This window comes from Mesorhizobium sp. FG116 (assembly GCF_057809835.1).
The window spans coordinates 1-22,981 of the sequence record NZ_JBMDKS010000025.1 but is presented as its reverse complement, the minus strand read 5'-3'; the positions used below and the strand labels follow the sequence as shown (position 1 = coordinate 22,981).

The 22,981-nt window shown below is 62.7% G+C and carries 23 protein-coding genes; 10 read left to right on the top strand and 13 right to left on the bottom strand.

Going from position 1 to position 22,981, the window contains the following annotated elements; genetic code table 11:
* Positions 1-38: 38 nt before the first annotated feature.
* Positions 39-533 carry a GAF domain-containing protein gene (locus ACODTY_RS18160; protein WP_488995614.1) on the top strand — a complete coding sequence of 165 codons (495 nt, stop codon included), beginning with the start codon at positions 39-41 and terminating at the stop codon, positions 531-533.
* 38 nt (positions 534-571) lie between these two features.
* Positions 572-1,204 (top strand): ABC transporter C-terminal domain-containing protein, encoded by a 633-nt coding sequence (locus ACODTY_RS18155; RefSeq protein WP_488995613.1) that lies wholly within the window; start codon positions 572-574, stop codon positions 1,202-1,204.
* Between the two features lie 26 nt (positions 1,205-1,230).
* Here ACODTY_RS18155 and ACODTY_RS18150 read toward each other — a convergent pair whose 3' ends face one another.
* The 5 genes from ACODTY_RS18150 to ACODTY_RS18130 all read right to left on the bottom strand — a co-directional run bounded on the left by ACODTY_RS18150 (position 1,231) and on the right by ACODTY_RS18130 (position 6,486).
* Positions 1,231-2,055, bottom strand: a complete 825-nt coding sequence (locus ACODTY_RS18150) for a dipeptide ABC transporter ATP-binding protein (RefSeq protein ID WP_488995612.1) — start codon at positions 2,053-2,055, stop codon at positions 1,231-1,233.
* Positions 2,056-2,057: 2 nt separating this feature from the next.
* Entirely contained in the window at positions 2,058-2,900 is an 843-nt protein-coding gene (locus tag ACODTY_RS18145) for an ABC transporter ATP-binding protein (protein ID WP_488995611.1), read from the bottom strand.
* 3 nt (positions 2,901-2,903) lie between these two features.
* A complete protein-coding gene (locus ACODTY_RS18140) occupies positions 2,904-3,821 on the bottom strand; it encodes an ABC transporter permease subunit (protein ID WP_056243306.1) in 918 nt (305 codons plus the stop codon).
* Positions 3,821-4,828, bottom strand: coding sequence for an ABC transporter permease subunit (locus tag ACODTY_RS18135; protein WP_056243308.1), 1,008 nt, complete (start codon positions 4,826-4,828; stop codon positions 3,821-3,823). Before ACODTY_RS18135 ends, ACODTY_RS18140 begins: the two co-directional genes overlap by 1 nt.
* A 65-nt stretch (positions 4,829-4,893) precedes the next feature.
* Positions 4,894-6,486 (bottom strand): ABC transporter substrate-binding protein, encoded by a 1,593-nt coding sequence (locus ACODTY_RS18130; RefSeq protein ID WP_488995610.1) that lies wholly within the window; start codon positions 6,484-6,486, stop codon positions 4,894-4,896.
* Between the two features lie 360 nt (positions 6,487-6,846).
* Here ACODTY_RS18130 and ACODTY_RS18125 point away from each other — a divergent pair, with 360 nt between their 5' ends.
* From ACODTY_RS18125 to ACODTY_RS18115, 3 genes are all read left to right on the top strand, one after another.
* Positions 6,847-9,048 carry a long-chain-fatty-acid--CoA ligase gene (locus ACODTY_RS18125; protein ID WP_488995609.1) on the top strand — a complete coding sequence of 734 codons (2,202 nt, stop codon included), beginning with the start codon at positions 6,847-6,849 and terminating at the stop codon, positions 9,046-9,048.
* 89 nt (positions 9,049-9,137) lie between these two features.
* A complete protein-coding gene (locus ACODTY_RS18120) occupies positions 9,138-9,629 on the top strand; it encodes a universal stress protein (protein ID WP_488995608.1) in 492 nt (163 codons plus the stop codon).
* 196 nt (positions 9,630-9,825) lie between these two features.
* On the top strand, positions 9,826-10,395 hold the full coding sequence (locus ACODTY_RS18115; RefSeq protein ID WP_488995607.1) for a NifU family protein: 570 nt from the start codon (positions 9,826-9,828) through the stop codon (positions 10,393-10,395).
* Positions 10,396-10,501: 106 nt separating this feature from the next.
* Here ACODTY_RS18115 and ACODTY_RS18110 read toward each other — a convergent pair whose 3' ends face one another.
* Entirely contained in the window at positions 10,502-11,116 is a 615-nt protein-coding gene (locus ACODTY_RS18110; protein ID WP_488995606.1) for a L,D-transpeptidase, read from the bottom strand.
* A gap of 232 nt (positions 11,117-11,348) precedes the next feature.
* On the opposite strand from ACODTY_RS18110, the gene cueR reads away from it, so the two are divergent.
* The 3 genes from cueR (at position 11,349) to ACODTY_RS18095 (ending at position 12,935) form a co-directional block, all read left to right on the top strand.
* Positions 11,349-11,738: a Cu(I)-responsive transcriptional regulator gene (gene cueR / locus ACODTY_RS18105; protein WP_488995605.1), complete on the top strand. Its 390-nt coding sequence runs from the start codon at positions 11,349-11,351 to the stop codon at positions 11,736-11,738.
* Positions 11,739-12,043: 305 nt separating this feature from the next.
* The gene (locus tag ACODTY_RS18100; protein ID WP_488995604.1) at positions 12,044-12,367 is read left to right on the top strand and encodes a hypothetical protein; all 324 of its coding nucleotides are present in this window, start codon (positions 12,044-12,046) and stop codon (positions 12,365-12,367) included.
* Between the two features lie 67 nt (positions 12,368-12,434).
* A complete protein-coding gene (locus ACODTY_RS18095) occupies positions 12,435-12,935 on the top strand; it encodes an MmcB family DNA repair protein (protein ID WP_488995603.1) in 501 nt (166 codons plus the stop codon).
* Between the two features lie 23 nt (positions 12,936-12,958).
* Here the strand turns inward: ACODTY_RS18095 and nhaA are convergent, their stop codons facing one another.
* The 7 genes from nhaA to ACODTY_RS18060 all read right to left on the bottom strand — a co-directional run bounded on the left by nhaA (position 12,959) and on the right by ACODTY_RS18060 (position 20,612).
* Positions 12,959-14,149: a Na+/H+ antiporter NhaA gene (gene nhaA / locus ACODTY_RS18090; RefSeq protein WP_488995602.1), complete on the bottom strand. Its 1,191-nt coding sequence runs from the start codon at positions 14,147-14,149 to the stop codon at positions 12,959-12,961.
* A 258-nt stretch (positions 14,150-14,407) separates the two neighbouring features.
* Positions 14,408-14,971, bottom strand: coding sequence for an ActR/PrrA/RegA family redox response regulator transcription factor (locus ACODTY_RS18085; RefSeq protein ID WP_056243324.1), 564 nt, complete (start codon positions 14,969-14,971; stop codon positions 14,408-14,410).
* A 98-nt stretch (positions 14,972-15,069) separates the two neighbouring features.
* Entirely contained in the window at positions 15,070-16,395 is a 1,326-nt protein-coding gene (locus tag ACODTY_RS18080; RefSeq protein WP_488995601.1) for an ActS/PrrB/RegB family redox-sensitive histidine kinase, read from the bottom strand.
* 38 nt (positions 16,396-16,433) lie between these two features.
* On the bottom strand, positions 16,434-17,138 hold the full coding sequence (hisG, locus tag ACODTY_RS18075; RefSeq protein WP_488995600.1) for an ATP phosphoribosyltransferase: 705 nt from the start codon (positions 17,136-17,138) through the stop codon (positions 16,434-16,436).
* Positions 17,135-18,256: an ATP phosphoribosyltransferase regulatory subunit gene (locus tag ACODTY_RS18070; RefSeq protein WP_488995599.1), complete on the bottom strand. Its 1,122-nt coding sequence runs from the start codon at positions 18,254-18,256 to the stop codon at positions 17,135-17,137. Before ACODTY_RS18070 ends, hisG begins: the two co-directional genes overlap by 4 nt.
* 40 nt (positions 18,257-18,296) lie before the next feature.
* Positions 18,297-19,847: a histidine--tRNA ligase gene (hisS, locus tag ACODTY_RS18065; RefSeq protein ID WP_488995598.1), complete on the bottom strand. Its 1,551-nt coding sequence runs from the start codon at positions 19,845-19,847 to the stop codon at positions 18,297-18,299.
* A gap of 129 nt (positions 19,848-19,976) precedes the next feature.
* Positions 19,977-20,612 carry a DNA-3-methyladenine glycosylase I gene (locus ACODTY_RS18060; protein ID WP_488995597.1) on the bottom strand — a complete coding sequence of 212 codons (636 nt, stop codon included), beginning with the start codon at positions 20,610-20,612 and terminating at the stop codon, positions 19,977-19,979.
* A gap of 224 nt (positions 20,613-20,836) precedes the next feature.
* On the opposite strand from ACODTY_RS18060, the gene ACODTY_RS18055 reads away from it, so the two are divergent.
* Positions 20,837-21,604, top strand: coding sequence for a L,D-transpeptidase (locus ACODTY_RS18055; RefSeq protein ID WP_488995596.1), 768 nt, complete (start codon positions 20,837-20,839; stop codon positions 21,602-21,604).
* A gap of 213 nt (positions 21,605-21,817) precedes the next feature.
* Positions 21,818-22,738, top strand: a complete 921-nt coding sequence (locus ACODTY_RS18050; RefSeq protein ID WP_488995595.1) for a bifunctional 5,10-methylenetetrahydrofolate dehydrogenase/5,10-methenyltetrahydrofolate cyclohydrolase — start codon at positions 21,818-21,820, stop codon at positions 22,736-22,738.
* The last annotated feature ends 243 nt before the right edge of the window (positions 22,739-22,981 follow it).

The window sequence follows — 22,981 nt, the reverse complement described above, 5'->3', positions numbered from 1 at the left end:
CCTTATGCCGGATTGCAGTTTACCGGCGGAGACAGGATATGTTTGCAGCCCACGCCATCGACACTAGCGACAAGCCTCGGTTCTACCATGAACTCGCGGAGCAGATGGAAGGCCTGCTCACCGGCGAGGCCGACGCCATCGCCAATGCCGCCAACGTCTCCGCGCTTTTGTTCCAGTCGATGCCCGACCTCAACTGGGCAGGCTTCTATTTCCTGCGCTCGCCGGACGAACTGGTCGTCGGCCCGTTCCAGGGCAAGCCTGCCTGTGTGCGCATCGCGGTGGGCCGCGGCGTTTGCGGCAGCGCCGTTGCCGAACGCCGCTCCATCATCGTCGAAGACGTGACCAAGGCCGACAACCACATCTTCTGCGATCCCGATTCCCGCTCCGAACTGGTCGTGCCGCTTGTCCGCGATGGCCAGATCATCGGCGTCATCGATCTCGACAGCCCGACGCCCGGCCGCTTCGACGAAGACGACCGCGCCGGTGTCGAGCGGCTGGCTGAAATCTACGTTGCCGCCAGCGCCTCTTTCTGATTTCCTGCCGCCAGCTTGGCGCAGCATCGGGGGCAGCGGTGGCGGACAACATTTTTGGCAAGGCGAGTGCGCTGATCCTGACCGGCGCCGGCGTATTGGGCATCAGCTACGGCATCGCCAAATACGTCACCGATTTCGAGGCCGCCAAGGGCGAGATCCAGAACCTGCGCGGCCAGATCGCCCAACTGCACGAAGTTCTGTCCAAAGCCCAGTTCGGGACGGATGCGGCGCGCATCGACCGCCTCGAGGCGCGTATTGGTGAACTGGAAAAGAAGCTGGAAGCCAGCGCATCCGCACCCGCTGCCGCGCCCGCCGCTGCGCCTTCCGCGACCACCATCAAGGCCCATCTCGATGCCGGCGGTTTCGACGGCGCGGCCTCTGACGGCACGACGCGCTGGCCGTTCCGCGTGACCGATGTCAGGCTGGGCGCGGACTTCCAGTTCGAGGCATCGCTCGAATGGACGACGATGAAATCGCAGCACCTGATCAAGGGCCGCTATTCCGACACGTCGCTGTTCTTCAAGGAAGTCGACTTCATCAAGAAGGGCAACAACAACGTCATCGGCTGCGAATACACGCTCGCCTCGCAGCGTCCCGATGGCCTGTCGGGCACCTACGAAAATTGCGACGGCAACGCCGCCGGCGGCACCATCGACGTCAAGTGGTGGTGAGCTGCCGCGCTTTCTGCTTGTAGCCTTCAGGCGGCCTTCTTCGCCAGTCGCGCCTTGATGCTGGCAACGTCGGCGCGCGGCGTCGCCGCAAACAGCGTCTTGGTGTAGCTGTGCTGCGGGTTTGAAAACACCTCGTCGCGCGGGCCGTATTCCACCGCTTCGCCGAAATACATCACCATCACGTCGTCGGCGATGTAGCGCACCACCGACAGATCGTGGCTGATGAAGACATAGGTCAGTTCGAACTCGTCCTGCAGGTCGGCGAGCAGATTGAGCACCTGCGCCTGCACCGAAAGGTCGAGCGCCGACACCGGCTCGTCCAGCACCAGAAGCCGCGGGTTCAGCATCAGCGCGCGCGCAATGGCGATGCGCTGGCGTTGCCCGCCCGAGAACATATGCGGATAGCGGTTGTAGTGCTCGGGCCCGAGGCCGACTTTCTTCAACATGGCGTGGGCCAGTTCGCGCCGCTCTTCCGCCGGCTTGTCGGTGTTGATGATCAACGGCTCGCCAAGAATGTCGCCGATCTTCTGGCGCGGGTTCAGCGAGCCATACGGGTTCTGGAACACGATCTGCACCTTGCGGCGCATCTCCTTCGACAGCCCGTCCTTGGCGATATCGACCTTGTGGCCGTCGATCAGAAGATCGCCGGACGTCGCCGGATCGATCAGCGTGATGATGCGCGCCAGCGTGGACTTGCCGCAGCCGCTTTCGCCGACGATCGCCAGCGTCTTGCCTTGCTCGACGCTGAACGACACGCCCTTGACCGCATGCACGGTGCGCGCGCCGCGCATCAGTCCGCCGCCGACATGATAGTCGCGCTTGATGTTCTTTCCCTCGACAACAACGCTCATCGTCAGGCTCCCGGCGCCGGTTCGAACATCATGTCGGATACCGTCGGCAGGCGGTCGCCGGTGGCGTTGTCCGGCAGCGCCGACAAAAGCGCGCGCGTATAGTTGCTTTTCGGGCTCTCGAACAGCGACAGAACGTCCGCCTCTTCCATCTTGGTGCCCTTGTACTGCACGATCACGCGGTCGGCGGTTTCGGCCACGACGCCCATATTGTGGGTGATCATGATCAGGCCCATGCCGTACTCCGCCTGCAGGCGCACCAGAAGGTCGAGGATCTGCTTCTGGATGGTCACGTCGAGCGCCGTGGTCGGCTCGTCCGCAATCAACAGCTTCGGATTGCAGGCAATGGCAATCGCGATCATCACGCGCTGGCACTGGCCGCCCGACATCTGGTGCGGATAGGAACTCAGCCGTTCGGCAGGTTCGGGAATGCCGACCAGCGTCAGAAGCTCGATGGCGCGGGCTCGCCGCTGCGCCCGGTCCATGCCCATGTGGAAGCGCAGCACTTCCTCGATCTGGAAGCCGACCGTGAAGCAGGGGTTGAGGCTGGCGATCGGTTCCTGGAAGATCATCGAGATATCCTTGCCGACGATCTTGCGCCGCTCAGCCGCGTCGATGCCAAGCAGGTCGACGCCGTCGAAGCTCATACGATCCGCCGTGACGGTGGCGGATGCTGGCAACAGGCCCATCACCGCCAGCATCGACACCGACTTGCCGGAGCCGCTCTCGCCGACGATGGCCAGCACCTCGCGCGGCTCGACCGAAAGGTCGATGCCCTTCACAGCCAGGAACGGGCCGGTCGAGGTGTCGAAGGAAACGGTTAGGTTCTTGATATCGAGCAGGGGCATGGCTCACGACCTCTTCAGCTTGGGGTCGAGCGCATCGCGCAGGCCGTCGCCGATCAGGTTAATGGCGAGCACGGTGATCAGGATGGCAAGGCCGGGGAAGGTCACCACCCATGGTGCGCGCAGGATGAACTCGCGGGCGGTGGCCAGCATCGTGCCCCATTCCGGCGTCGGCGGCTGCGCACCCATGCCGAGGAAGCCCAGCGCCGCAGCCTCGAGAATGGCGTTGGAGAACGACAGCGTTGCCTGCACGATCAGCGGGGCGACGCAATTGGGCAGGATGGTCACCAGCATCAGCCGCAGATGGCTGGCGCCGGCAACCTTGGCCGACACGACATATTCGCGGTTCTTCTCCGCCATCACGGCGGCGCGGGTCAGGCGGGCGAAGTGCGGCTGCAAAACCAGCGCAATCGCCAGCATCGCGTTGAACAGTCCGGGGCCGAGGATGGCGACCAGCACCAGCGCCAGCAAAAGCGACGGGAAGGCGAGGATGATGTCCATCACGCGCATGATCAGCGTGTCGACCCAGCCGCGGAAATAACCGGCCAGAACGCCGAGGATGATGCCGCTGACCAGCGCAAAGACGACGACGACAAGGCCGATGAACAGCGAGTAGCGCGCGCCGTAGATGAGGCGCGAAAGCATGTCGCGGCCAACCGCATCGGTGCCGAGGATGAACATCGACTTGCCGCCCTCCTGCCACATCGGCGGCGTCAGCAGCGAATCGCGGAACTGTTCGTCGGGCATATGCGGCGCAATCAGCGGCGCGAAGATCGCGGTCAAAACAAGCAGCGTGAACACGACGAGGCCGATAACCGCGCCGGTGTTCATGGAGAAATAGTGCCAGAACTCGGAAAGGGCGCGCTGGCGCGGACCCGTCGGAACGGTTGCGGCTGCGGGAAGGCCTGCGGACTGGTCTGTCATCACTGCACCCTGATGCGTGGGTTGATGACGGCATAGAGCACGTCGACGATCAGGTTCACCGCCATGACGATCAGCGCGATGATCAAGAGCCCGCTCTGCACCACGACATAGTCACGCTTGCCGATGGCGTCGATCATCCATTTGCCGATGCCGGGCCAGGAGAAGATCGTCTCCGTCAGGATCGCGCCGGCCATCAGCGTGCCGACCTGCAGGCCGATGGTGGTGACGACCGGGATCAGCGCATTGCGAAATGCGTGCAGGCCGATCACGCGCCGCGGCGCCAGCCCCTTGGCGCGGGCGGTGCGCACATAGTCTTCGCCCAGAACCTCCAGCATCGCCGAGCGCGTCTGGCGCGCGATGACGGCAAGCGGAATGGTGGCGAGCACGATCGACGGCAGGATCAGATGACTGAGCGCGGAGGTGAATGCGCCCGGTTTGCCCGATAACAGGCTGTCGATCAGCATGAAGCCGGTCACCGGCTTGAAGAAATATTGCAGCCCGATGCGCCCGGATACCGGCGTCCAGCCGAGATAGCCGGAAAAGAAGATGATGAGCAAAAGCCCCCACCAGAAGATCGGCATCGAATAGCCGGTCAGCGCAACGCCCATCGTCGCCTGGTCGAACCACGAACCGCGTTTCACCGCCGCGAAAATGCCGGCCGGGATGCCGATCAGGACGGCGATGATCAGCGCCACCGTCGCCAGTTCCAGCGTCGCCGGAAACAGCGCCTGGAATTCGCCCAGCACCGGCCGCTTGGTGGCGATCGAAATGCCGAAGTCGCCCGACAAAACGTCGCCGATGTAGTTGAAGTACTGGACGATGTAGGGCTTGTCATAGCCGAAGCGCACGACCAGTTCGGCATAGCGCTCGGGCGAGACGCCGCGTTCGCCGGCCATCGCCAGGATCGGGTCGCCGGGCAACAGCCGCACGAAGGCGAACGCCGCCAGCGAGATGCCGATGACGGTCGGCACGATGAGAGCGAGTTTCTGGAGAAGAAAGCGAAGCATCGTCTTTAATAAAACGGCGGCGCAGGATGTCCAGCGCCGCCGTTCCCTATTCTGTTGTCACGATCTTACTCGGTGACGTCCACGCCGTCGAAGCGGTGGATGCCCAGCGGGTCCATGACGAAGCCGGAAACCTTCTTGTTCATCGGCATAAACACCTTGGAGTGGGCAATCGTCAGCCACGGAGCCTCACGCTTGAAGACAACCTGGGCTTCCTCGTAGATCTTGGTGCGCTCGGCAACGTCGGTCGTCGCCTTGCCCTTCAAGAGCAGGTCCTGGAATTCCTGGTTGCACCAGATCGCGTAGTTGGACTGGCCGATCGCGTCGCAGCCGAGCAGGAACAGGAAGTTGTCCGGGTCGCCGTTGTCGCCGGTCCAGCCAAGCTGGAAGGCGCCGTCACGATCCTTGGCCTTGCCGCGCTCGCGATACTCGGTCCACTCGTAGCTGACGATCTCGGCCTTAACGCCGATCTTGGCGTAGTCGGCCTGGATCAACTCGGCAACGCGCTGTGCGTTCGGGTTGTACGGGCGGCTGACCGGCATGGCCCAGATCTTCATCGACAGATCCTTGACGCCGGCTTCCTCGAGCATCTTCTTGGCCGCATCAGGATTGTACTCGTCGTCCTTGATGCTGGTGTTGTACGACCACATCGTCGGCGGGATCGGGTTGACGGCAACCTGGCCGGCGCCCTGATAGACCGCGTCGATGATCGCCTGCTTGTTGACGGCCATGTTGAGGGCCTTGCGGACCTCGACCTTGTCGAACGGAGCCTGCGTGGTGTTGTAGGCCATGTAGCCGATGTTCAGGCCTTCCTGCTCATCGACCTTGAGGTTGGTGTCGGCCTGCAGGCCGGCAATGTCGGCCGGTGCCGGATACGACATGATATCGCATTCGCCAGCCTTCAGCTTCTGCGCGCGCACGGCCGGATCGGGCGTGATCGCGAAGATCAGGTCGTCGATCTTCTGGCGGCCGCCGAAATAGCCGTCCCAGGCCTGGTAGCGGATGACGGCGTCAACCTGGTAGTCGACGAACTGGAACGGTCCGGTGCCGATCGGCTTCTGGGTGAACTGTTCCTTGGTGCCGGCCTTTTCGAGCTGGTCGGCATATTCCTTAGACACGATCGAGGCGAAGTCCATGCCAAGGTCGGGCAGGAAGGCGACTTCAGGCTTGTTGAGGACGAACTTGACCGTCAGGTCGTCGACCTTGACGACTTCCTTGAGCAGGTCCGGGAAGCCCATGCCGGCGAAATATTCCCAGCCGGTGCCGGGCAGATATTCGAACCACGGGTTTTCCTTCTTCCACTGACGCTCGAAGGAGAAGATCACGTCGTCGGCGGTGAGGTCGCGGGTCGGGGTGAAATAGTCGGTGGTCTGGAACTTCACGCCGGACTTCAGCTTGAAGGTGTATTCCAGGCCGTCGTCGGAAACCGTCCAGCTCTCGGCGAGGCCGGGCGAGATCGTGGTCTTGCCATGTTCGAATTCGACAAGACGCGAATAGATGGTGCGTGAGGATGCGTCGAAGTCGTTACCACCGCTCCACGGCGACGGGTCGAAACCGGCAGGCGACGCTTCCGAGCAGTAGACCAGCTGTTTGGCATTGGCCATGCCGCCCATGACGGTTGCAGCCAGCAACGCGGCCGCAAAAGTCAGCTTTTTGTTCATTGAGCACTCCCTGATGTTCTTCCAAGCCCCCTAATCAGGCTCGTGAAGCGCGCATATAAGCACCGTTTTTCCGGCTTTGGAACTCCCTGCCTGCCTGCCCTTGCGGAACCGGAACAAAATTCCCGTGATTGCCAATATTGCGCAACAAATGGAATGAGCAGGCAGCTGTCGGCGACCGAGTGTAACGCGCGCGTTGTGCAACCTCCGCAATCCGACGGCTTCCTGCGGTCCGCGGACATGGATTTATGCGCGGCGGTTCGACGTTTCCGTCCGGCTTGCCCTAGGGGCACGGCTTGCATGGGCCGGAATTGTCGCCATACATTGTTGCGTGGAACTTCCGTGAAAGAGGAGCCGGTCCCTGTGACGGCGCTCCCGACGGCCGGCGACAACGGCCGCGACACGACCGGCGAGGCGAAATCAGGGGAGGCAAAATTGGCCAAGGCAAGCAACAAGGGTTCGGCGGGCGGCAAGACCGTTGTCCAGAAAGCCGCTGCGAAACCGGCCAAGCCGGCTGCGGCGAAGGCACCGGCCGCTAAGGCTGCGGCTCCCAAGGCGCCCGCTGCGAAGGCAGCGCCCAAGGCCGTTGACAAGACCGTATCAAAGGCCAGCTCGGCCAAGCCGTCGCCAAAGGCGGCGACGAAACCTGCAGCGCCAAATCCCAAACCGGCCGCCGCCAAGCCAGCTGCAGCCAAGCCAGCTGCTTCAAAGCCGGTCGCCGTGAAGGCCGCGCCCAAAAAGCCGGCGGTTGCAAAATCTGTACCCCCAAAACTTGAGACAAAGTCTGAGACGAAGAAAACTGAAGCAAAGAAACCCGCTCCGCAGAAACCCGCTCAAAAGAAACCGGCAGGCGAAAAGCCTTTGCCCAAGGCCATCACCAGACTCACAGCAGGGTTGCCGCCAAAGCCTTGGCTCGCCAGCTATCCCCGGAACATGCCGTCGGAGATCGGCCCGATGCAGTCGGCCTCGATCGGTGACCTTCTTGTCACCGCCTGCCAGCAGTTTTCCGGCAATCCGGCCTTCACCTGCATGGACAAGACGCTGAGCTTTGCCGACGTCGAGCGCCTGTCGAGTGCCTTCGGCGCTTTCCTGCAGTCGAAGGGCCTGCAAAAAGGCGCGCGCGTCGCGCTGATGATGCCAAACGTCCTGCAATATCCGGTCGCCATGATGGCCGTGCTGCGGGCGGGCTACGTCGTGGTCAATGTCAATCCGCTCTATACGCCGCGCGAACTCGAGCACCAGTTGCGGGATTCAGGTGCGGAAGCCATCGTCATCCTCGAAAACTTCGCCGCGACCCTGCAGGCGGCAATCGGCAAGACCCCGGTCAAGCATGTCGTCGTCGCCTCGATGGGCGAACTGCTCGGCGGCCTGAAGGGCGCGCTGGTCAATCTTGTCGTTCGCCGCGTCAAGAAGCTCGTTCCGGCCTGGTCGCTGCCCGGTCACATCAAGTTCAACGCCGCGATGAAGGCAGGCGCCGGCCTTGCCTTCAAGCCGGCCGAAGTGTCGCCCGACGACGTCGCCTTCCTGCAATATACCGGCGGCACCACTGGCGTTTCCAAGGGCGCGACGCTGCTGCACCGCAACGTCCTTGCCAATGTTGCCCAGCTCGCGCTGTGGGTCGAGGATGCCTATGCGGTGAAGCCGAAGCCGGCCCACCTCACCTATATCTGCGCGCTGCCGCTCTATCACATCTTCGCGCTGACGGTGAACGCGCTGATGGGCATGCAGCAGGGCGCCCACAACATCCTCATCCCCAACCCGCGCGACATTCCGGGCTTCGTCAAGGAACTGCGCAAATATTCCTTCAACATCTTCCCCGGCCTCAACACGCTGTTCAACGCGCTGCTCAACAACGAGGATTTCCGCAAGCTCGACTTCAAGCCGCTGATCTTGAGCCTCGGCGGCGGCATGGCCGTGCAGAAGGGCGTTGCCGACCGCTGGAAGGCGCTGACCGGCAACCACATCACGGAAGGCTATGGCCTGTCGGAAACCTCGCCGGTGGCGACCGCCAACAAGTGCAGTTCACCGGACTTCACCGGCACCATCGGCCTGCCCATTCCTTCGACCGAGATCGCCATCCGCGACGACGAGGGCAACAATTTGCCCTTGGGAGAGGTCGGCGAGATTTGCATCAAGGGGCCACAGGTCATGGCCGGTTACTGGAACCGGCCCGACGAGACCGCCAAAGTGATGACCAAGGACGGTTTCTTCAAGTCCGGCGACATGGGCTTCATGGATGAGCAGGGTTTCACCAAGATCGTCGACCGCAAGAAGGACATGATCCTCGTCTCCGGCTTCAACGTCTATCCGAACGAACTCGAAGAGGTCGTTGCCCAGCATCCGGGCGTGCTCGAGGTTGCCGCCGTCGGCGTGCCGGACGAGAAGTCGGGCGAGGTGCCGAAGCTCTTCGTGGTCAAGAAGGACCCCGATCTTACCATCGAGACGCTTGCCGCCTACTGCAAGGTCAACCTGACCGGCTACAAGCGGCCGAAATATATCGAGTTCCGCAACGAGCTGCCGAAAACTCCGGTCGGCAAGATCCTGCGCCGGGAACTGAGAGGATAGCGTCAGGCCCTGGCGATCCACCGGCTTGTCGCCGGCTGTCGCCGGTGGCAGATTGCGCCGGTTCACCAATCCGAGTCGTACAGTAAAACATGGTTTCCAAACGTCTCGTCCGCGAAGCGGGTCACCGCCGCAAATTCCTCGCCATCATCGATGACACGCCCGAATGCGAACGGGCCGTCGCCTACGCCTCGATGCGCATGCAAAGCACCAACGGCGTGCTGGTGCTGCTCTACGTCATCGAGCCCGACGATTTCCAGCATTGGCTGGGCGTCGAGAAGATCATGCGCGAGGAGGCGGCCGCGACCGCAAACGCAGCACTCGACACCTACGCCAACAAGGTGCGCCAGAAGTTCGGCATCGAGCCGGAACTGGTCGTACGTGAAGGCAAGAAGGTCGAGGAGATCCACAAGCTGATCGAGGAGGATCAGGACATCTCGATCCTGGTCCTTGCCGCCGGTTCGGGCAAGGAAGGTCCCGGCCCGCTGGTCGCCTCCGTGGTCGGCAAGGGCGCGGCCTTCCCCATTCCCGTCACCGTCATCCCGCAAACCCTGTCGGACGAGGACATCGAAAGCCTTTCCTAGGCTGTCCGCCCCTGTCTGCATGCCGGCGGCGCAAACCTCTTTCTCTTTTGCGCGCGCAGCCTTAAATAGACATCCGCCAGCCCGCATCTTTGCAGCCAGCCACTTTCCCCGCGCCTTATCGCTTGAATAAGACCGGCGGGAGGTCTATTTAGAATTATTCCAATCTGAACGGCCGAATGCGGCCATGGAGACGGCCATGTTCATCCAGACCGAATCGACCCCGAACCCGGCCACGCTGAAGTTCCTGCCGGGCAAGGAAGTCTTGCGCGAAGGCACCGCCGATTTTCGTGATGCCGACAGCGCCCGCGAGGCTTCGCCTCTTGCCGGCCGCCTGTTCGACATTCCGGGCGTCACCGGCGTGTTCTTCGGCTACGACTTCATCACCGTCACCAAGGACGGCCCGGAGTGGCAGCACCTGAAGCCTGCGATCCTCGGCACGATCATGGAACACTTCATGTCAAACCAGCCGGTGATGACGAGCTCGGCCCCTGCCGCCGAGACCAGCGAGACGGAAGAGTTCTACGACAAGGCCGACGAGGAACTCGTCGTCACCATCAAGGAACTGCTCGACACCCGCGTGCGCCCGGCAGTGGCCCAAGATGGCGGCGACATCACCTTCCGCGGCTTCGAGAACGGCACCGTGTTCCTGCACATGAAGGGCTCGTGCGCCGGCTGCCCGTCGTCCACGGCGACGCTTAAGCACGGGATCCAGAACCTGCTCAGGCACTTCGTTCCGGAAGTCCAGCAGGTCGAACAGGTCGCCTGACTTTCCGTCGCAGACACGTAGCGCAGACAACAAAAAACCGGGCCTTTGAGCCCGGTTTCCTGTTTGGGACGTCAGTGTTGCCTAGACGGTCCGCGTACAAAACTTGTTACATCACGATGACCTTCGCGCCGGTGTCGACGCGGTTGTAGAGGTCGATGATGTCCTGGTTCATCAGCCGGATGCAGCCCGAAGACATCGCCTTGCCGATGGAATTCCATTCAGGCGTGCCGTGCAGGCGATAGCCCGAATCGCCACCCTTGTTGAACAGGTAGAGCGCGCGTGCGCCGAGCGGGTTCATCAGGCCGGGCTCCATGCCGCCGGCATATTTCGCCAGTTCCGGCTGGCGCTTGATCATGGCGGAGGGCGGCGTCCAGGTCGGCCACTCGCGCTTGATGGCGATGCGGGCAGTGCCGCGCCATTCGAAGCCTTCGCGCCCGACGCCGATGCCGTAGCGCATCGCCTTGCCGTCGGCCATGACCAGATAAAGGAACTTCCTGCCGGTATCGACCACGATCGTGCCCGGCTTCTCGCTGGTGTCGTAGCTCACAACCTGGCGGTGAAACTCGCGCTTTACCTTCTCGATCGGAATGCGCGGCAGCTTGTAGCCAGAATCCGTCACAGCGCCGTAGCTGGAGGTGAAGATCGGCGTCGAGCCGATCGTGCTGCAACCGGCCAGCGCGGTCGCCAGTGCTGCGGCAAGAAGGAAAGCTTTCACCCGCATGTAAAACCGTTGCCCCCGCCCAGAATCATCCGGCCGAATCGGCCTCGATTTCTGGAACGTATACATGCTGGCTATTTTTTTGCTTGCCAAGCAGGCGGTGCCTATATGCTGGGCATAGCCATCGCGTAAGTTGCAGACTATTGCATTTTCGCAACAGCATTCACGGGAATGTGAAGCAAAATCAATGACCCGAATTTTAATAAACTGCCGCACAGTGCTTTGAGGTTGGCAAATGAACGTCGGTGATGCAGCCCGTCGCGCCGGACTTCCGGCCAAGACCATCCGCTACTACGAGGAAATCGGCCTGATCGCGCCGCAGCGCGCCGGCAACGGCTATCGCGACTATTCCGGCGACGACGTCCACCGCCTCGCCTTCCTCAAGCGCGCCCGCAATCTCGGCTTTTCCATCGACGACTGCCGCCAGTTGATGGCGCTCTACCAGGACCGTTCGCGCGCCAGCGCCGACGTCCGCCAGATCGCCTCCGACCATGTGACCGCAATCGAGGAGAAGATCCGCGAACTGCAGTCGATGCGCTCCACCTTGCAGAAACTTGTCCTCGCCTGCCACGGCGATGCCCGTCCCGACTGCCCGATCCTCGAGGAGATGGCAGGAAAAACGTAAATATGAGTGGGCGTTAAGCGCGATTGCTCAACGAACAGACGAATCTAAGGGGAAAAGCCGTCACGTTTATCTTTTCGGCGCAAATACGTTCTTGACGGCCCAAACCGAGTCGCTCTTAAATTCTAAGCGAATTGGCATAGTGCTGATTCTCGATACGACAAAGCCGGGGCTGGCACCCCGGCTCCGTGTCGATAACCGCAAAACCTTTGGCTGGGTTGCGGCATTTCGAAGACACGTGCGCACCATGAATCGCATTCGACTTACTGTCAACCCAACCAAAGGTTTCCACATAAGGAAACCTTTATATGACTATCTTTGTTGTCTCTTTCCGGATCGCAAATGAGTCCAGTCTTTATGGCTCTTACCAAGAGCGATGGAGCTCGGTTAATGACGCAATCCGCAACAAGGCTGTAGGTCGCAACTATTGGAAAGAAACGACTTCTTTCTTTGTGTTGGAATCCTCGGAGGGGTCTTCGGGATCTCTCGCCAATGCTATTAATAACGGCTCAAAGTTTGATCCTTCAAAAGACTTACTTTTGGTCGTAAACCTTGATTTTAAGGGTTATACTGTTTTGGGCGTAAACAATGACAAAGATATCGAGACCATAATGGCTTTACGTCGAGGTTAAGATATTTGATGGTGTTGTAGGCGCGATAGGGTTCAAAACGTGAACAAACTCTGGCATGGTGGGTGCCATGCCAATCGTTTCGCCGCTTTCCCATAACCCGCTTATAGATGGCCGCCAGTCGGATCGCGCGCTGCTCGTCCGGCGTGGCGTTCAGCGCCTGTTGACCGACATGGGCGCGCATGTGCTGCCCGAATTGTCGCTGGCCACCGGCCGCCGCGCCGATCTTGTCGCGCTGACAAGGCAAGGCGACATCTGGATCGTCGAGATCAAGTCGTCCATCGAGGATTTCCGCGTCGACCGCAAATGGCCGGATTACCGGCTGCATTCAGACCGTTTCTTCTTCGCCACCCATCCGGGCGTGCCGGCGGAAATCTTCCCCGACGAATGCGGCTTCATCCTCTCCGACGGCTATGGCGCGGAAATCATGCGCGATGCGCCGGAACATCGCATGGCGGCCGCCACCCGCAAGGCGCTGATTCTGCGCATCGCGCGCGCCGGTGCCGCCCGCCTTCTGGCGGCCGAGCTTGCCGGCGTCTCGGTGCCGGCGCTGGAGGGCGAGAGCGAGTAGCGCGTGGTCGATAGCCGTCGCGGCTACAACTCCTCTTCCCGCCCCGGCTTTGGCGAGGCGAGCAACACGCCCGCGCCGAGGACCGCGGCGACGAAGGAACCGGCAAGGATGCCGACCTTCACTGCATCCTGCAGTGCCTGGTTGTCGCCGAAGGCGAGCAGGCCGATGAACAGGCTCATGGTGAAGCCGACGCCGCAGAGCAGCGATATGCCGACAAGGTGCGACCAGCCGGCATTGGCCGGCATGTCGGCAAGCTTGAGGCGGATTGCCAGCGCTGATGCGCCGAACACGCCGACCAGCTTGCCCACCACCAGCCCTGCGGCGACACCCAGTGTCAGCGGCTCCAACAGCGCCGCCGGCGTCAGGCCGGTCAGGCTGACCCCGGCATTGGCAAAGCCGAAGATCGGAATGATGACGAACGGCACGACCCCGTGCAGCGCGTGTTCCAGCCGGTGCAGCGGCGAGTGATCGAGATCGTGCGCGATGCCGGGCGAAACCCTGAGCGGCACCGTCAGCGCCAGCGCAACGCCGGCCAGCGTGGCGTGGACGCCGGACTTCAGCACCAGCACCCACAGCACGACGCCGAGCAGGATATAGGGAACAAGTGAAAGCACGCCCATGCGGTTGAGCAAGATCAACAGGGCGATGACGGCGAAGGCGGCGCCGAGATACGCGAGCGACAGGCCGCTGGTATAGAACACGGCAATGATGATGACGGCGCCGAGATCGTCGATGATGGCGAGCGCGGTCAGGAACACCTTGAGTGCTGCCGGCACGCGGTTGCCGAGCAGCGACAAGACGCCGAGCGCAAAGGCGATGTCGGTCGCCGTCGGGATGGCCCAGCCGGCAAGGGCCTCGGCATTGTTGCGGTTGAGGGCGACATAGACCAGGGCCGGCACGATCATGCCGCCGGCGGCGGCAATGCCGGGCAGCATCCGGCGCGGCCACGTCGACAATTGCCCGTCCAGCACCTCGCGCTTGATCTCCAGCCCGACCAGCAGGAAGAACACCGCCATCAGCCCGTCATTGATCCAGTGCGACACGCTGAGCGGTCCGGCGTAGGCGTGCAGCGCCGCGAAATAGCCCTCCGCCAGCGGCGAGTTCGCAACGATCAGCGCCAGTGCCGCGGCCACCATCAGTACGATTCCGCCGGACGCCTCGCTGTCGAGAAATTCGCGGAAAATCGAAACCGGGCGCGGTCTTTCTGGCTGCATATGTCTACCTCGCATGTCTTGTGATGGGTCGAACGGCGTGAACTTGATTCACGCCCGACAGTACCGGGGTGGTGCGCGTGCGCCAACCCCGGCCATTTCTTGCAAGGCCCAAACGGCAACGACGTGGCGGCCTGTCATTAGCGACCGGCAGTCAGACAGGTCTTCGCGGCCCGGATTTTCCCAAAGCCGTCCAGATGTCGTTGAGAGTTGACTGAGCCCGCTATTTGCAGGCCGCCATCACCTGAACCTTGACGCCGCCTAGCGAGGGGCGCGCTTGGCCAATATGCGCTGCAAGGTGCGGCGGTGCATGTTCAGCCGGCGCGCCGTTTCCGAGACATTGCGCTCGCACATCTCGTAGACGCGCTGGATATGCTCCCAGCGCACCCGGTCGGCCGACATCGGATTTTCCGGCGGTGCGGCGCGCTCGCCGGACGTTCGGGTCAGCGCCGCGAACACATCGTCGGCATCGGCCGGCTTGGAAAGATAGTCGATCGCGCCAAGCTTCACGGCGGTAACTGCGGTGGCGATATTGCCATAGCCGGTCAGGATGACGGTGCGGGCGTCCTCGCGCTTTTCGCGGATCGCAGCCACCACGTCGAGGCCGTTGCCGTCGCCAAGCCGCATGTCGACCACCGCATAGGCGGGCGGATTGGCGCGCGCCTTGCCCACCGCTTCCTCGACGCTGTCGGCGGTTTCCACCACAAAGCCGCGCGTTTCCATGGCGCGTGCCAGCCGGGTCAAAAAGGGCTTGTCGTCATCGACGATCAGCAGCGAAGTGTCGCCGCCGGTTACCATGCTGCCAGTGACGTCTTCGCCGGTCATGATCTGTCAGGTCCCAATTTTTTGTCGTGCCCAATTTTTATCGTGCAAGAAAGCATCTTTCACGCGCAGATATAGGTGTTGAGCGCCGCTGTCCAATTCTACACCGCGTCGAGCGATGTGCCAGCCAAGTTATCGGCATAGACGAACACGCTGCGCGGCCATTTGATCTGCACCACCGCGCCTTCGCCCGGTCCGCTCGAATTACTGAACACGATGCTGGCCCCGGAGCGTTCCAGAAGCGTCTTGGCGATGAACAGGCCAAGCCCCAGCCCGCCGCCCGGCTCGGCCCCTTGCCGCGTCGACATGTAAGGTTCGCCGATGCGGTCGATGACTTCTGCCGGAAAACCGGCGCCGTCGTCGGTGATGGTGAGAAGGACCGAAGCATCGTCCCAGGTCCAGCTCACGCTCACGCTCGTATGGGCGAAATCGACGGCGTTCTCGACAAGGTTGCCAAGCCCATAGATGACGCCGGGGTTGCGCCGTCCCACCGGCTCCGCGCCGATGCGCTCGCCGGGTTTCAGCTTGATCGAAATGCCGAAATCGCGGTGCGGTGCGATCACCTCCTCGATCAGCGATGTGATCGGCAGTCGGGTCAATAGCGGCTCGCCTTCGGAGGACAGGCTGGTCAGCCGCTTGAGGATTTCGCGGCATCGCTCGCTTTGCGTCCGCAACAGGGTTACGTCGTCATGGAACTTCGGGTCCTTGCCCAGCACCTTTTCCATTTCCTTGGCCACCAGCGTGATGGTGGCGAGCGGCGTGCCAAGCTCATGCGCGGCAGCGGCCGCCAGCCCGTCCAGCGCGGAAAGATGCTGCTCGCGCTGCAGCACCAGTTCGGTCGCGGCGAGCGCATTGGCCAGCAGCCGCGCCTCGTCGGCCACGCGGAAGGCATAGATGGCTGTGAACGCGATGGAAGACAGAAGCGCCATCCACATGCCCGCGACATAGACGAACGGCATCACCAGTGGCGCGCCTTCGATCCACGGCAGCGGCAGGTGGAAAAAGGCAAGAAAGGTAGCCACCGCCATCACCAGCAGGCCGAGCACGGCGGTCAGCCTGAGCGGCAGCGAGGTCGCCGAGATGACGACGGGAACCGTCATCAACAGCGAGAACGGATTGGTCAGGCCACCGGTCATGTAGAGCAGGCCGGCAAGCTGCAAACTGTCGAATGTCAGGATGCCCATGGCAGCAAGCGGCTTCAGCCGGTGCGCCGCCGGATAGCGGAACGCCAGCCACAAATTCATCCAGGCCGACCCGGCGATCAGCGCGAAGCAGAGGCCCACCGGCAGCGGAAATTCCAGCCAATAGGCAACGACGAGCACGGCGATGCTCTGGCCGAAAATCGCCAGCCAGCGCAGGCGGATCAGCGTGTTGAGGCGCAGCCGGTTGCTTTGCTGCAGGTCGGGCGAGCTAAGGGCGTTGATCATGGTCGAGGATTTACCGCCTGACCGGTTGGAATGCCAGCCTATCCGGCAATTGCCGCGCGCACCTTGGCCGCGATTTCATCCACGAGCGCCTGCGCCTTTGCGCCGCGCTCCGTGCGCGAAGCGACAAGGCAGGCTTGCGATTTCAGCACCACGCCGTCGGCCAGCACCTTCAGCCTGTTGGCGCGCAGCGTCGAGCCCGTCGAGGTGATGTCGACGATCACATCGGCCGAGCCGGCGGCGGGCGCGCCTTCGGTGGCGCCAAGGCTTTCCACGATGCGATAGACCTGGATGCCGTGCTTGCCGGAGAAGAACTGCTGCGTCAGCCGCCAGTATTTGGTGGCGATGCGCAGGCGTCGCCCGTGGCGCTGGCGAAAGTCGGCGGCGACATCGTCGAGGTCGGCCATGCTGTCTACGTCGAGCCAGATGTCGGGCACCGCCACCACCACATCGGCATGACCGAAGCCGAGTCGAGCCGCTATTTCAGCGCGCTGTTCCCAGTCGGCCAGGTTCTCGCGCACCAGATCCTCGCCGGTAACGCCGAGATCGACCGCGCCCTGTCCGATTTCACCGGCAATCTCCGACGCCGACAGGAAGGCGACCTCGATGTCGTCGCGGCCCTCGACATGGGCGCGGTATGTGCGCTCGTCGCTGGGCAGGCTGACGGCAAGCCCGGCCTTGGCCAGCACCTCCAGCGTCTGCTCCTTCAGCCGGCCCTTGGACGGAATGGCCAATGTCACCGTCATCGGCTTGCTCCCCTCAGGGCCTCGATCCGGTCGAGCCAGACAGAGAAACCGACGCCGGGAATGGGCGTCTTTGCGCCGAGCAACGTCAGCAGCCGGTCATAGCGGCCACCGCCGGCAAGAACACGCGGGGAAACGCCGCTCGCCGCGATCTCGAACACCAGCCCGGTATAATAATCGAGCGGACGCCCGAAGGCCGCATCGTAGCGGACTGTACCCGCGCCCAGCCCATGCGCGGCGATTGCCTCGGCGCGCGCGGCGAATTTCTCCAGCGCTTCGCCAAGCGACAGGCGCGCATCGGCGGCGAATTTCTCCAGCGCGGGTGCAGCTTCTGCAAGCGGCGTATCGATGGCGAGAAAGGTCTTCAGCGCGGCAAAGGCGTCGTCGGAAAGCCGCACGCTACGCAACTGGGTTTTCTCGATCAGGCGGCGCGCGATATCGACGGGTGTGCGTCCAGCCGAGGCGGACAGCCCGGCTTCTTCCATTTCGCCTGCAATGTGCGCGGTCAGAGCATCCGTGTCGCCGTCAATGGCAAGCATCGCCACCGCGCCCGCCAGTTGCCCGTTGCGGGGCGGATTGGCAAGATCGGCAAGAGCCGCTTCCAGCATCGCATCCGAGCCGAAGGCCCGCGCCAGCCGCATACGCCAGCCGCGCGGCAGGCCAAGCGCCGCCAGCACCGCCTCGAACACCGCCTGGTCGCCGAGCGTCACCGCAAGCGTTTCGCCGGGCAGAGCGAGTGAAATCAGCGCGTGGGCATCGGCCAGCGAACGCGCATCGGCGCGCGCCGTGTCACGGTCGCCCAAATCCTCGATGCCAGCCTGGAAAAACTCGTTCGCGCCTTCGCGGCGCTGGCGGAACACTTCGCCGAGATAGGCATAGCGGCGCGGCGTGCCGGCCTGCGAAGCGATGTGGTCGAGGCACACCGGAATGGTGAATTCCGGGCGCAGGCACAGCGTCTGCCCGGTCTCGCTTTCGGTCAGGAAAATGCGGCGGCGCAAATCTTCGCCGGCCATGTCGAGGAACGGATCGGCCGGCTGCAGCACCGCCACGTCCACAGGCACCGCGCCGCGCTCTGCGAACAGCCTTGCGATCTCGATGGCGATGGCCGGCCGCGCGGTCATGACGACGGCCTTTGCCGCGCTGCGGCTGACGCTCCGGCCCTCATCTTGCGGCCCTGTCCTCGGCCTGGGCGGCGAGTATCTTCTTCACTTCCGCGACGAGGTCGGTCTCGGCCACCGTCACTTGGCCGGGACGCGCTTCCTTGTATTCGGCATGATCGGCAATGGCCGCAGCCTGCCGCGCGCCCTCGATCAGGTCCTTCAACTGCACCTCGCCCTTGGCGCGCTCGTCGCCGCCCTGGATGACGGCCACTGGACAGCCGCGCTTGTCGGCATATTTGAGCTGCGCCTTCATGCCCGCGCCGCCGAGATACATTTCGGAACGGATGCCGGCTTTGCGCAGGTCGGACACCATCTTCTGGTAGCGGCCGAGGCTTTCCGTGTCCTTGTCCATGACCAGCACGACGACCGGCTGGATGACATCGGACGTATCGAGCTTGCCGAGATTCTTCAGCGCCGTCATCAGGCGCGAGACGCCAATCGAAAAACCGGTCGCCGGTACCGGCTCGCCGCGGAAGCGCGACACCAGCCCGTCATAGCGCCCACCGCCGCCTACCGACCCGAAGCGCACGATTTTTCCCTCGTCATTGGGAATCTCGGCCAGCAGCTCCGCCTCGTAGACCGGCCCGGTATAGTATTCCAAGCCGCGGACGACAGACATGTCGATAAGTATGCGCTCCGGCCCATAACCAGCAGCTGTCACCAAATTCTTAAGACTAAGCAGCTCATCAACACCGTTCAGGTACGTCTCGTTTTGCTTGCTTCCTCCGAGGACGCCTTGCAAAGGCAAGTTCATCGACTTTCGGGCATTTTCTGAGGATTGAACCTGCCTCGTCGATCCGCCTTCATCTGTTCTCAAAAACAAATCTGCAACAAAATCAATGTACCTTTGTTCAAGCCCTGCCCCCTTAGTAAAATCGCCAGACTCATCCTTGCGTCCGGGACCGAGCAAAAGCCGAACACCCTCGACGCCCAGCTTATCCAGCTTGTCGATGGCGCGCAGCACGGTCAGCCGACGTCCCGCGTTCTCGTCGCCGCCAAGGTCAATCGCCTCCAGCACACCATCCAGCACTTTGCGGTTGTTGACGCGAATAACATAGTCGCCGCGCTTGATGCCCACCGCCTCCATCACGTCGGCCATCATCATCGCCATTTCGGCGTCGGCTGCTACGCCGGGCGTTCCCACCGTATCAGCGTCGAACTGCATGAACTGGCGGAAGCGTCCCGGACCCGGCTTCTCGTTGCGGAACACCCAGCCTGAGCGATAGCTGCGGAAGGGCTTCGGCAGGCGGTCGTAATTCTCCGCCACGAAGCGGGCCATCGGCGCGGTCAGGTCATAGCGCAGCGACAGCCACTGCTCGTCATCGTCCTGGAACGAGAACACGCCTTCGTTCGGCCGGTCCTGGTCCGGCAGAAACTTGCCAAGCGCGTCGGTATATTCGATCAGCGGCTGGTCCGCAGGCTCGAAGCCGTAAAGCTCGTAGACCTCGCGGATTTTCGCCGTCATCTTCTCGACGGCGCGGATGTCTTCCGCGCTGCGGTCAGCGAGCCCGCGCGGCAGCCGCGCTTTCATCTTTTCCGATTTATCGGCCATGGATTGATACTCGGCAATTCAGGACATGCCGCAGCGGCAAAACTGCCGGACCCTGCGACGCGGCTGTCCTAACCGATGCCGTCTAATGCGGCAAGGGTTTGGCTCCCCGGCCTTTCGCCGCAAGCGCGGTCAGCGCGGCCGCTTGAAGCGCTTGCGCTCGTTCTCCACCTCGGCACGGCACGAACAACCTTCCAGATGGTCGTTCACCAGCCCCATCGCCTGCATGAAGGCATAGACGGTGGTCGGGCCGACGAAGCTCCAGCCGCGCTTCTTCAGTTCCTTGGAAATGCGCACTGAAACGGCCGTCGTCGGGTTGGCCTTGAGATGGGCGAGATCGACCACCGCCGGGCGCTCCTCAGGCCCCGGTTCGAACTTCCAGAACCACGCCGCCAGCGAACCCGCCTCGTCGGCCAACGCGCGCGCGCGCCTGGCATTGTTGATGGTGGAGACGATCTTGCCGCGATGGCGGATGATGCCGGCATTGCCCAGCAGGCGCTCCACGTCCTCGTCGGTAAAGCGCGCCACGCGGTCGAACTCGAAGCCGTCGAACGCCTCGCGGAAATTCTCGCGCTTCCTCAATATCGTCAGCCACGACAGGCCGGACTGGAAACCTTCGAGGCAGATTTTTTCGAACAGCCGCGTGTCGTTGGCCATCGGGCGGCCCCATTCATGGTCGTGATAGTGCAGGTAGTCCGGCAGATTGCCGTGCCAGAAGCAACGCTCGATGCCGTCCGGGCCGGTGATGAGGCCAGTGTTCTCGCTCATGGATTTCGCCCATTAACCTTTGTCGCTTCGCCTTTTACCGGCGCTTTACCAGATTCCTGAACGCGCCGATAACCATACCAAAAGGTTTACTGACAAAACCGCATTTTACGCATTCCGATTCACGTTTCGGTTGCTGCTCGCAGCCAACATCGCGCCATGCCAACGGGTCTTGGGCCAACGGTCTTGCCGTTGGGCCGAGACGATTAAGCTGAGAGCAAATCCCGATGAAACGACTTTCCGTCTCCCTGTTTGGCGCGGTCTGCGCCCTTGCCTTTGCGGCGCCCGCATCGATGGCCAGCGAACGCTATGCCGAACGCCCGCCGGTCATGGTCAGTCCGGACCTGTCCGCGCCGTGGGTCATGCAGCTTGGCCAGCAACCGACCGCCGTGCGTCCGCTGAAGCGCGCGCAGCAGGCGGAACAGAAGCGCAAGCTTCGCGCCGTCGAAGCGCCGGCGCAGATCCAGGTCCAGCCGGACCGCATCCGCACCGCTGCCGTGCCGAAGCCACAGAAGCGTGTCGTGGCCCGCCCGCAGATCAACCCGATCTACCTGCCGCAGGAAGTGGCCTATGACGGGCCGCAGAAGCCCGGCACCATTGTCATCGATACCACCGAGAACTTCCTCTATCTCGTCGGCGAAAACGGCAAGGCCCGCCGCTATGGCGTCGGCACCGGCAAGCCCGGCTTCGAATGGGCCGGCACGCACAAGGTTTCGCAAAAGCGCGAATGGCCGGATTGGTATCCGCCGGCGGAAATGATCTCGCGCGAAAAGGCCAAGGGCCGCTTCCTGCCGACCCACCTTGCCGGCGGCATTGAAAATCCGCTCGGCGCGCGTGCGCTCTATCTCGGTTCCACGCTTTACCGCATCCACGGCACCAACCAGCCCTGGACCATTGGCGGTGCGGTTTCGTCGGGCTGCATCCGCATGCGCAACGAAGATGTCGTCGACCTCTACGAGCGCGTGCCGGTTGGCACCACAGTCGTGGTGATGTAGAAAAGTCCGCAACTACGGGGGACGGGTCGTGTAGGGGACATGACCGGTCGCGAAGAGGGCAGCCGGCGACGCCGCGCTGCCCTTTTTGTTGCCAATCTGCACTTGGCCTGAAAGAAGGCGGTCAAAGCTGCCGAAAATCCCGCTTTCGCGTTGCTCTTGGCGGCGTTCTCGGTTATCTCCCTATGCAAACCATTTTCCATACAGGAAACAAAAATGTCTATCTCCGATGATACGCGCTACCTGAGGGGCGGCCCGGTCGCCAAGCGCATCATTGCCGAAGTGCGCGCGCAGGCCGAAGCCGCCGCGGCTGACGGCTTCCAGCCCCGGCTGGTCTCGATCACCGTTGGCGATGTCGCCGCGGTCGGCGTCTATGTGCGCAACCAGCGCGCCAAGGCCGAGCTTGCCGGCATCGATTTCGAGGAACGCAACTTTCCGGCCGACCTCACCGCAGCCGAACTGGAAGCCGCCATCCACGGCATGAATGCCGATCCGCGCGTCACCGGCATCATCATCCAGCGCCCGGTGCCGCCGCACATTCCGATCAAGGCGCTGCAAGGCGCCATCCATCCGCTCAAGGATGTCGAGGGCATGCACCCGGCCTCCATCGGCAACATCGTCTATAACGATCTCGACCTTGCGCCATGCACCGCCGCCGCGTCGGTCGAATTGCTCAAGGAAACCGGCCTCGACCTCAAGGGTCTGGAAGTGGTTATCGTCGGCCACTCCGAGATCGTCGGCAAGCCGATCGCCTTTCTGTTGATGAGCGAGGGCGCCACCGTCACCGTCTGCCACCACATGACGCGCTCGGTCGCCGCCCACGCCCGCCGCGCCGATGCGCTGTTCGTAGCCGTCGGCAAGCCGCGGCTCATCAAGGCGGATATGGTCAAGCCGGGCGCAGCCGTCATCGACATCGGCATCAATGCCGAGACCGGTCCGGACGGTCAAAGCCGCATCGTCGGCGACGTCGACACCGAAAGCGTCAAGGACGTGGCCTCGTGGATCACGCCGGTCCCGGGCGGCGTCGGCCCGATCACGGTGGCGATCCTGATGCGCAACACCATGGTGGCGCTGAACCGCCAGCGCGCGCGCTATCAGTCCACCTACGCCACCGGCAACAAGCTCGCCGCCGAGTAGGCCAGCTTCCTCCCCTCCGTTTCGTCATGCTACCAAAGGAAGCGCATCCCTACGCTTCGTCACTTGAAGTGGGGGCGCAACCTCTCCGCTTCATCATCCTGGAATTCTCTTTGGGGCGGAGCAAGAAGGGAATGCCAGGGATCACTCGCAGCCGCTGGAATTTTTCGCATCCACTCGTTGCAGGGCGAGCTTTCGCTTGTGCTGTTTTCTACCTCGCCTGAGCATTGCCGCACTGTCACGGAA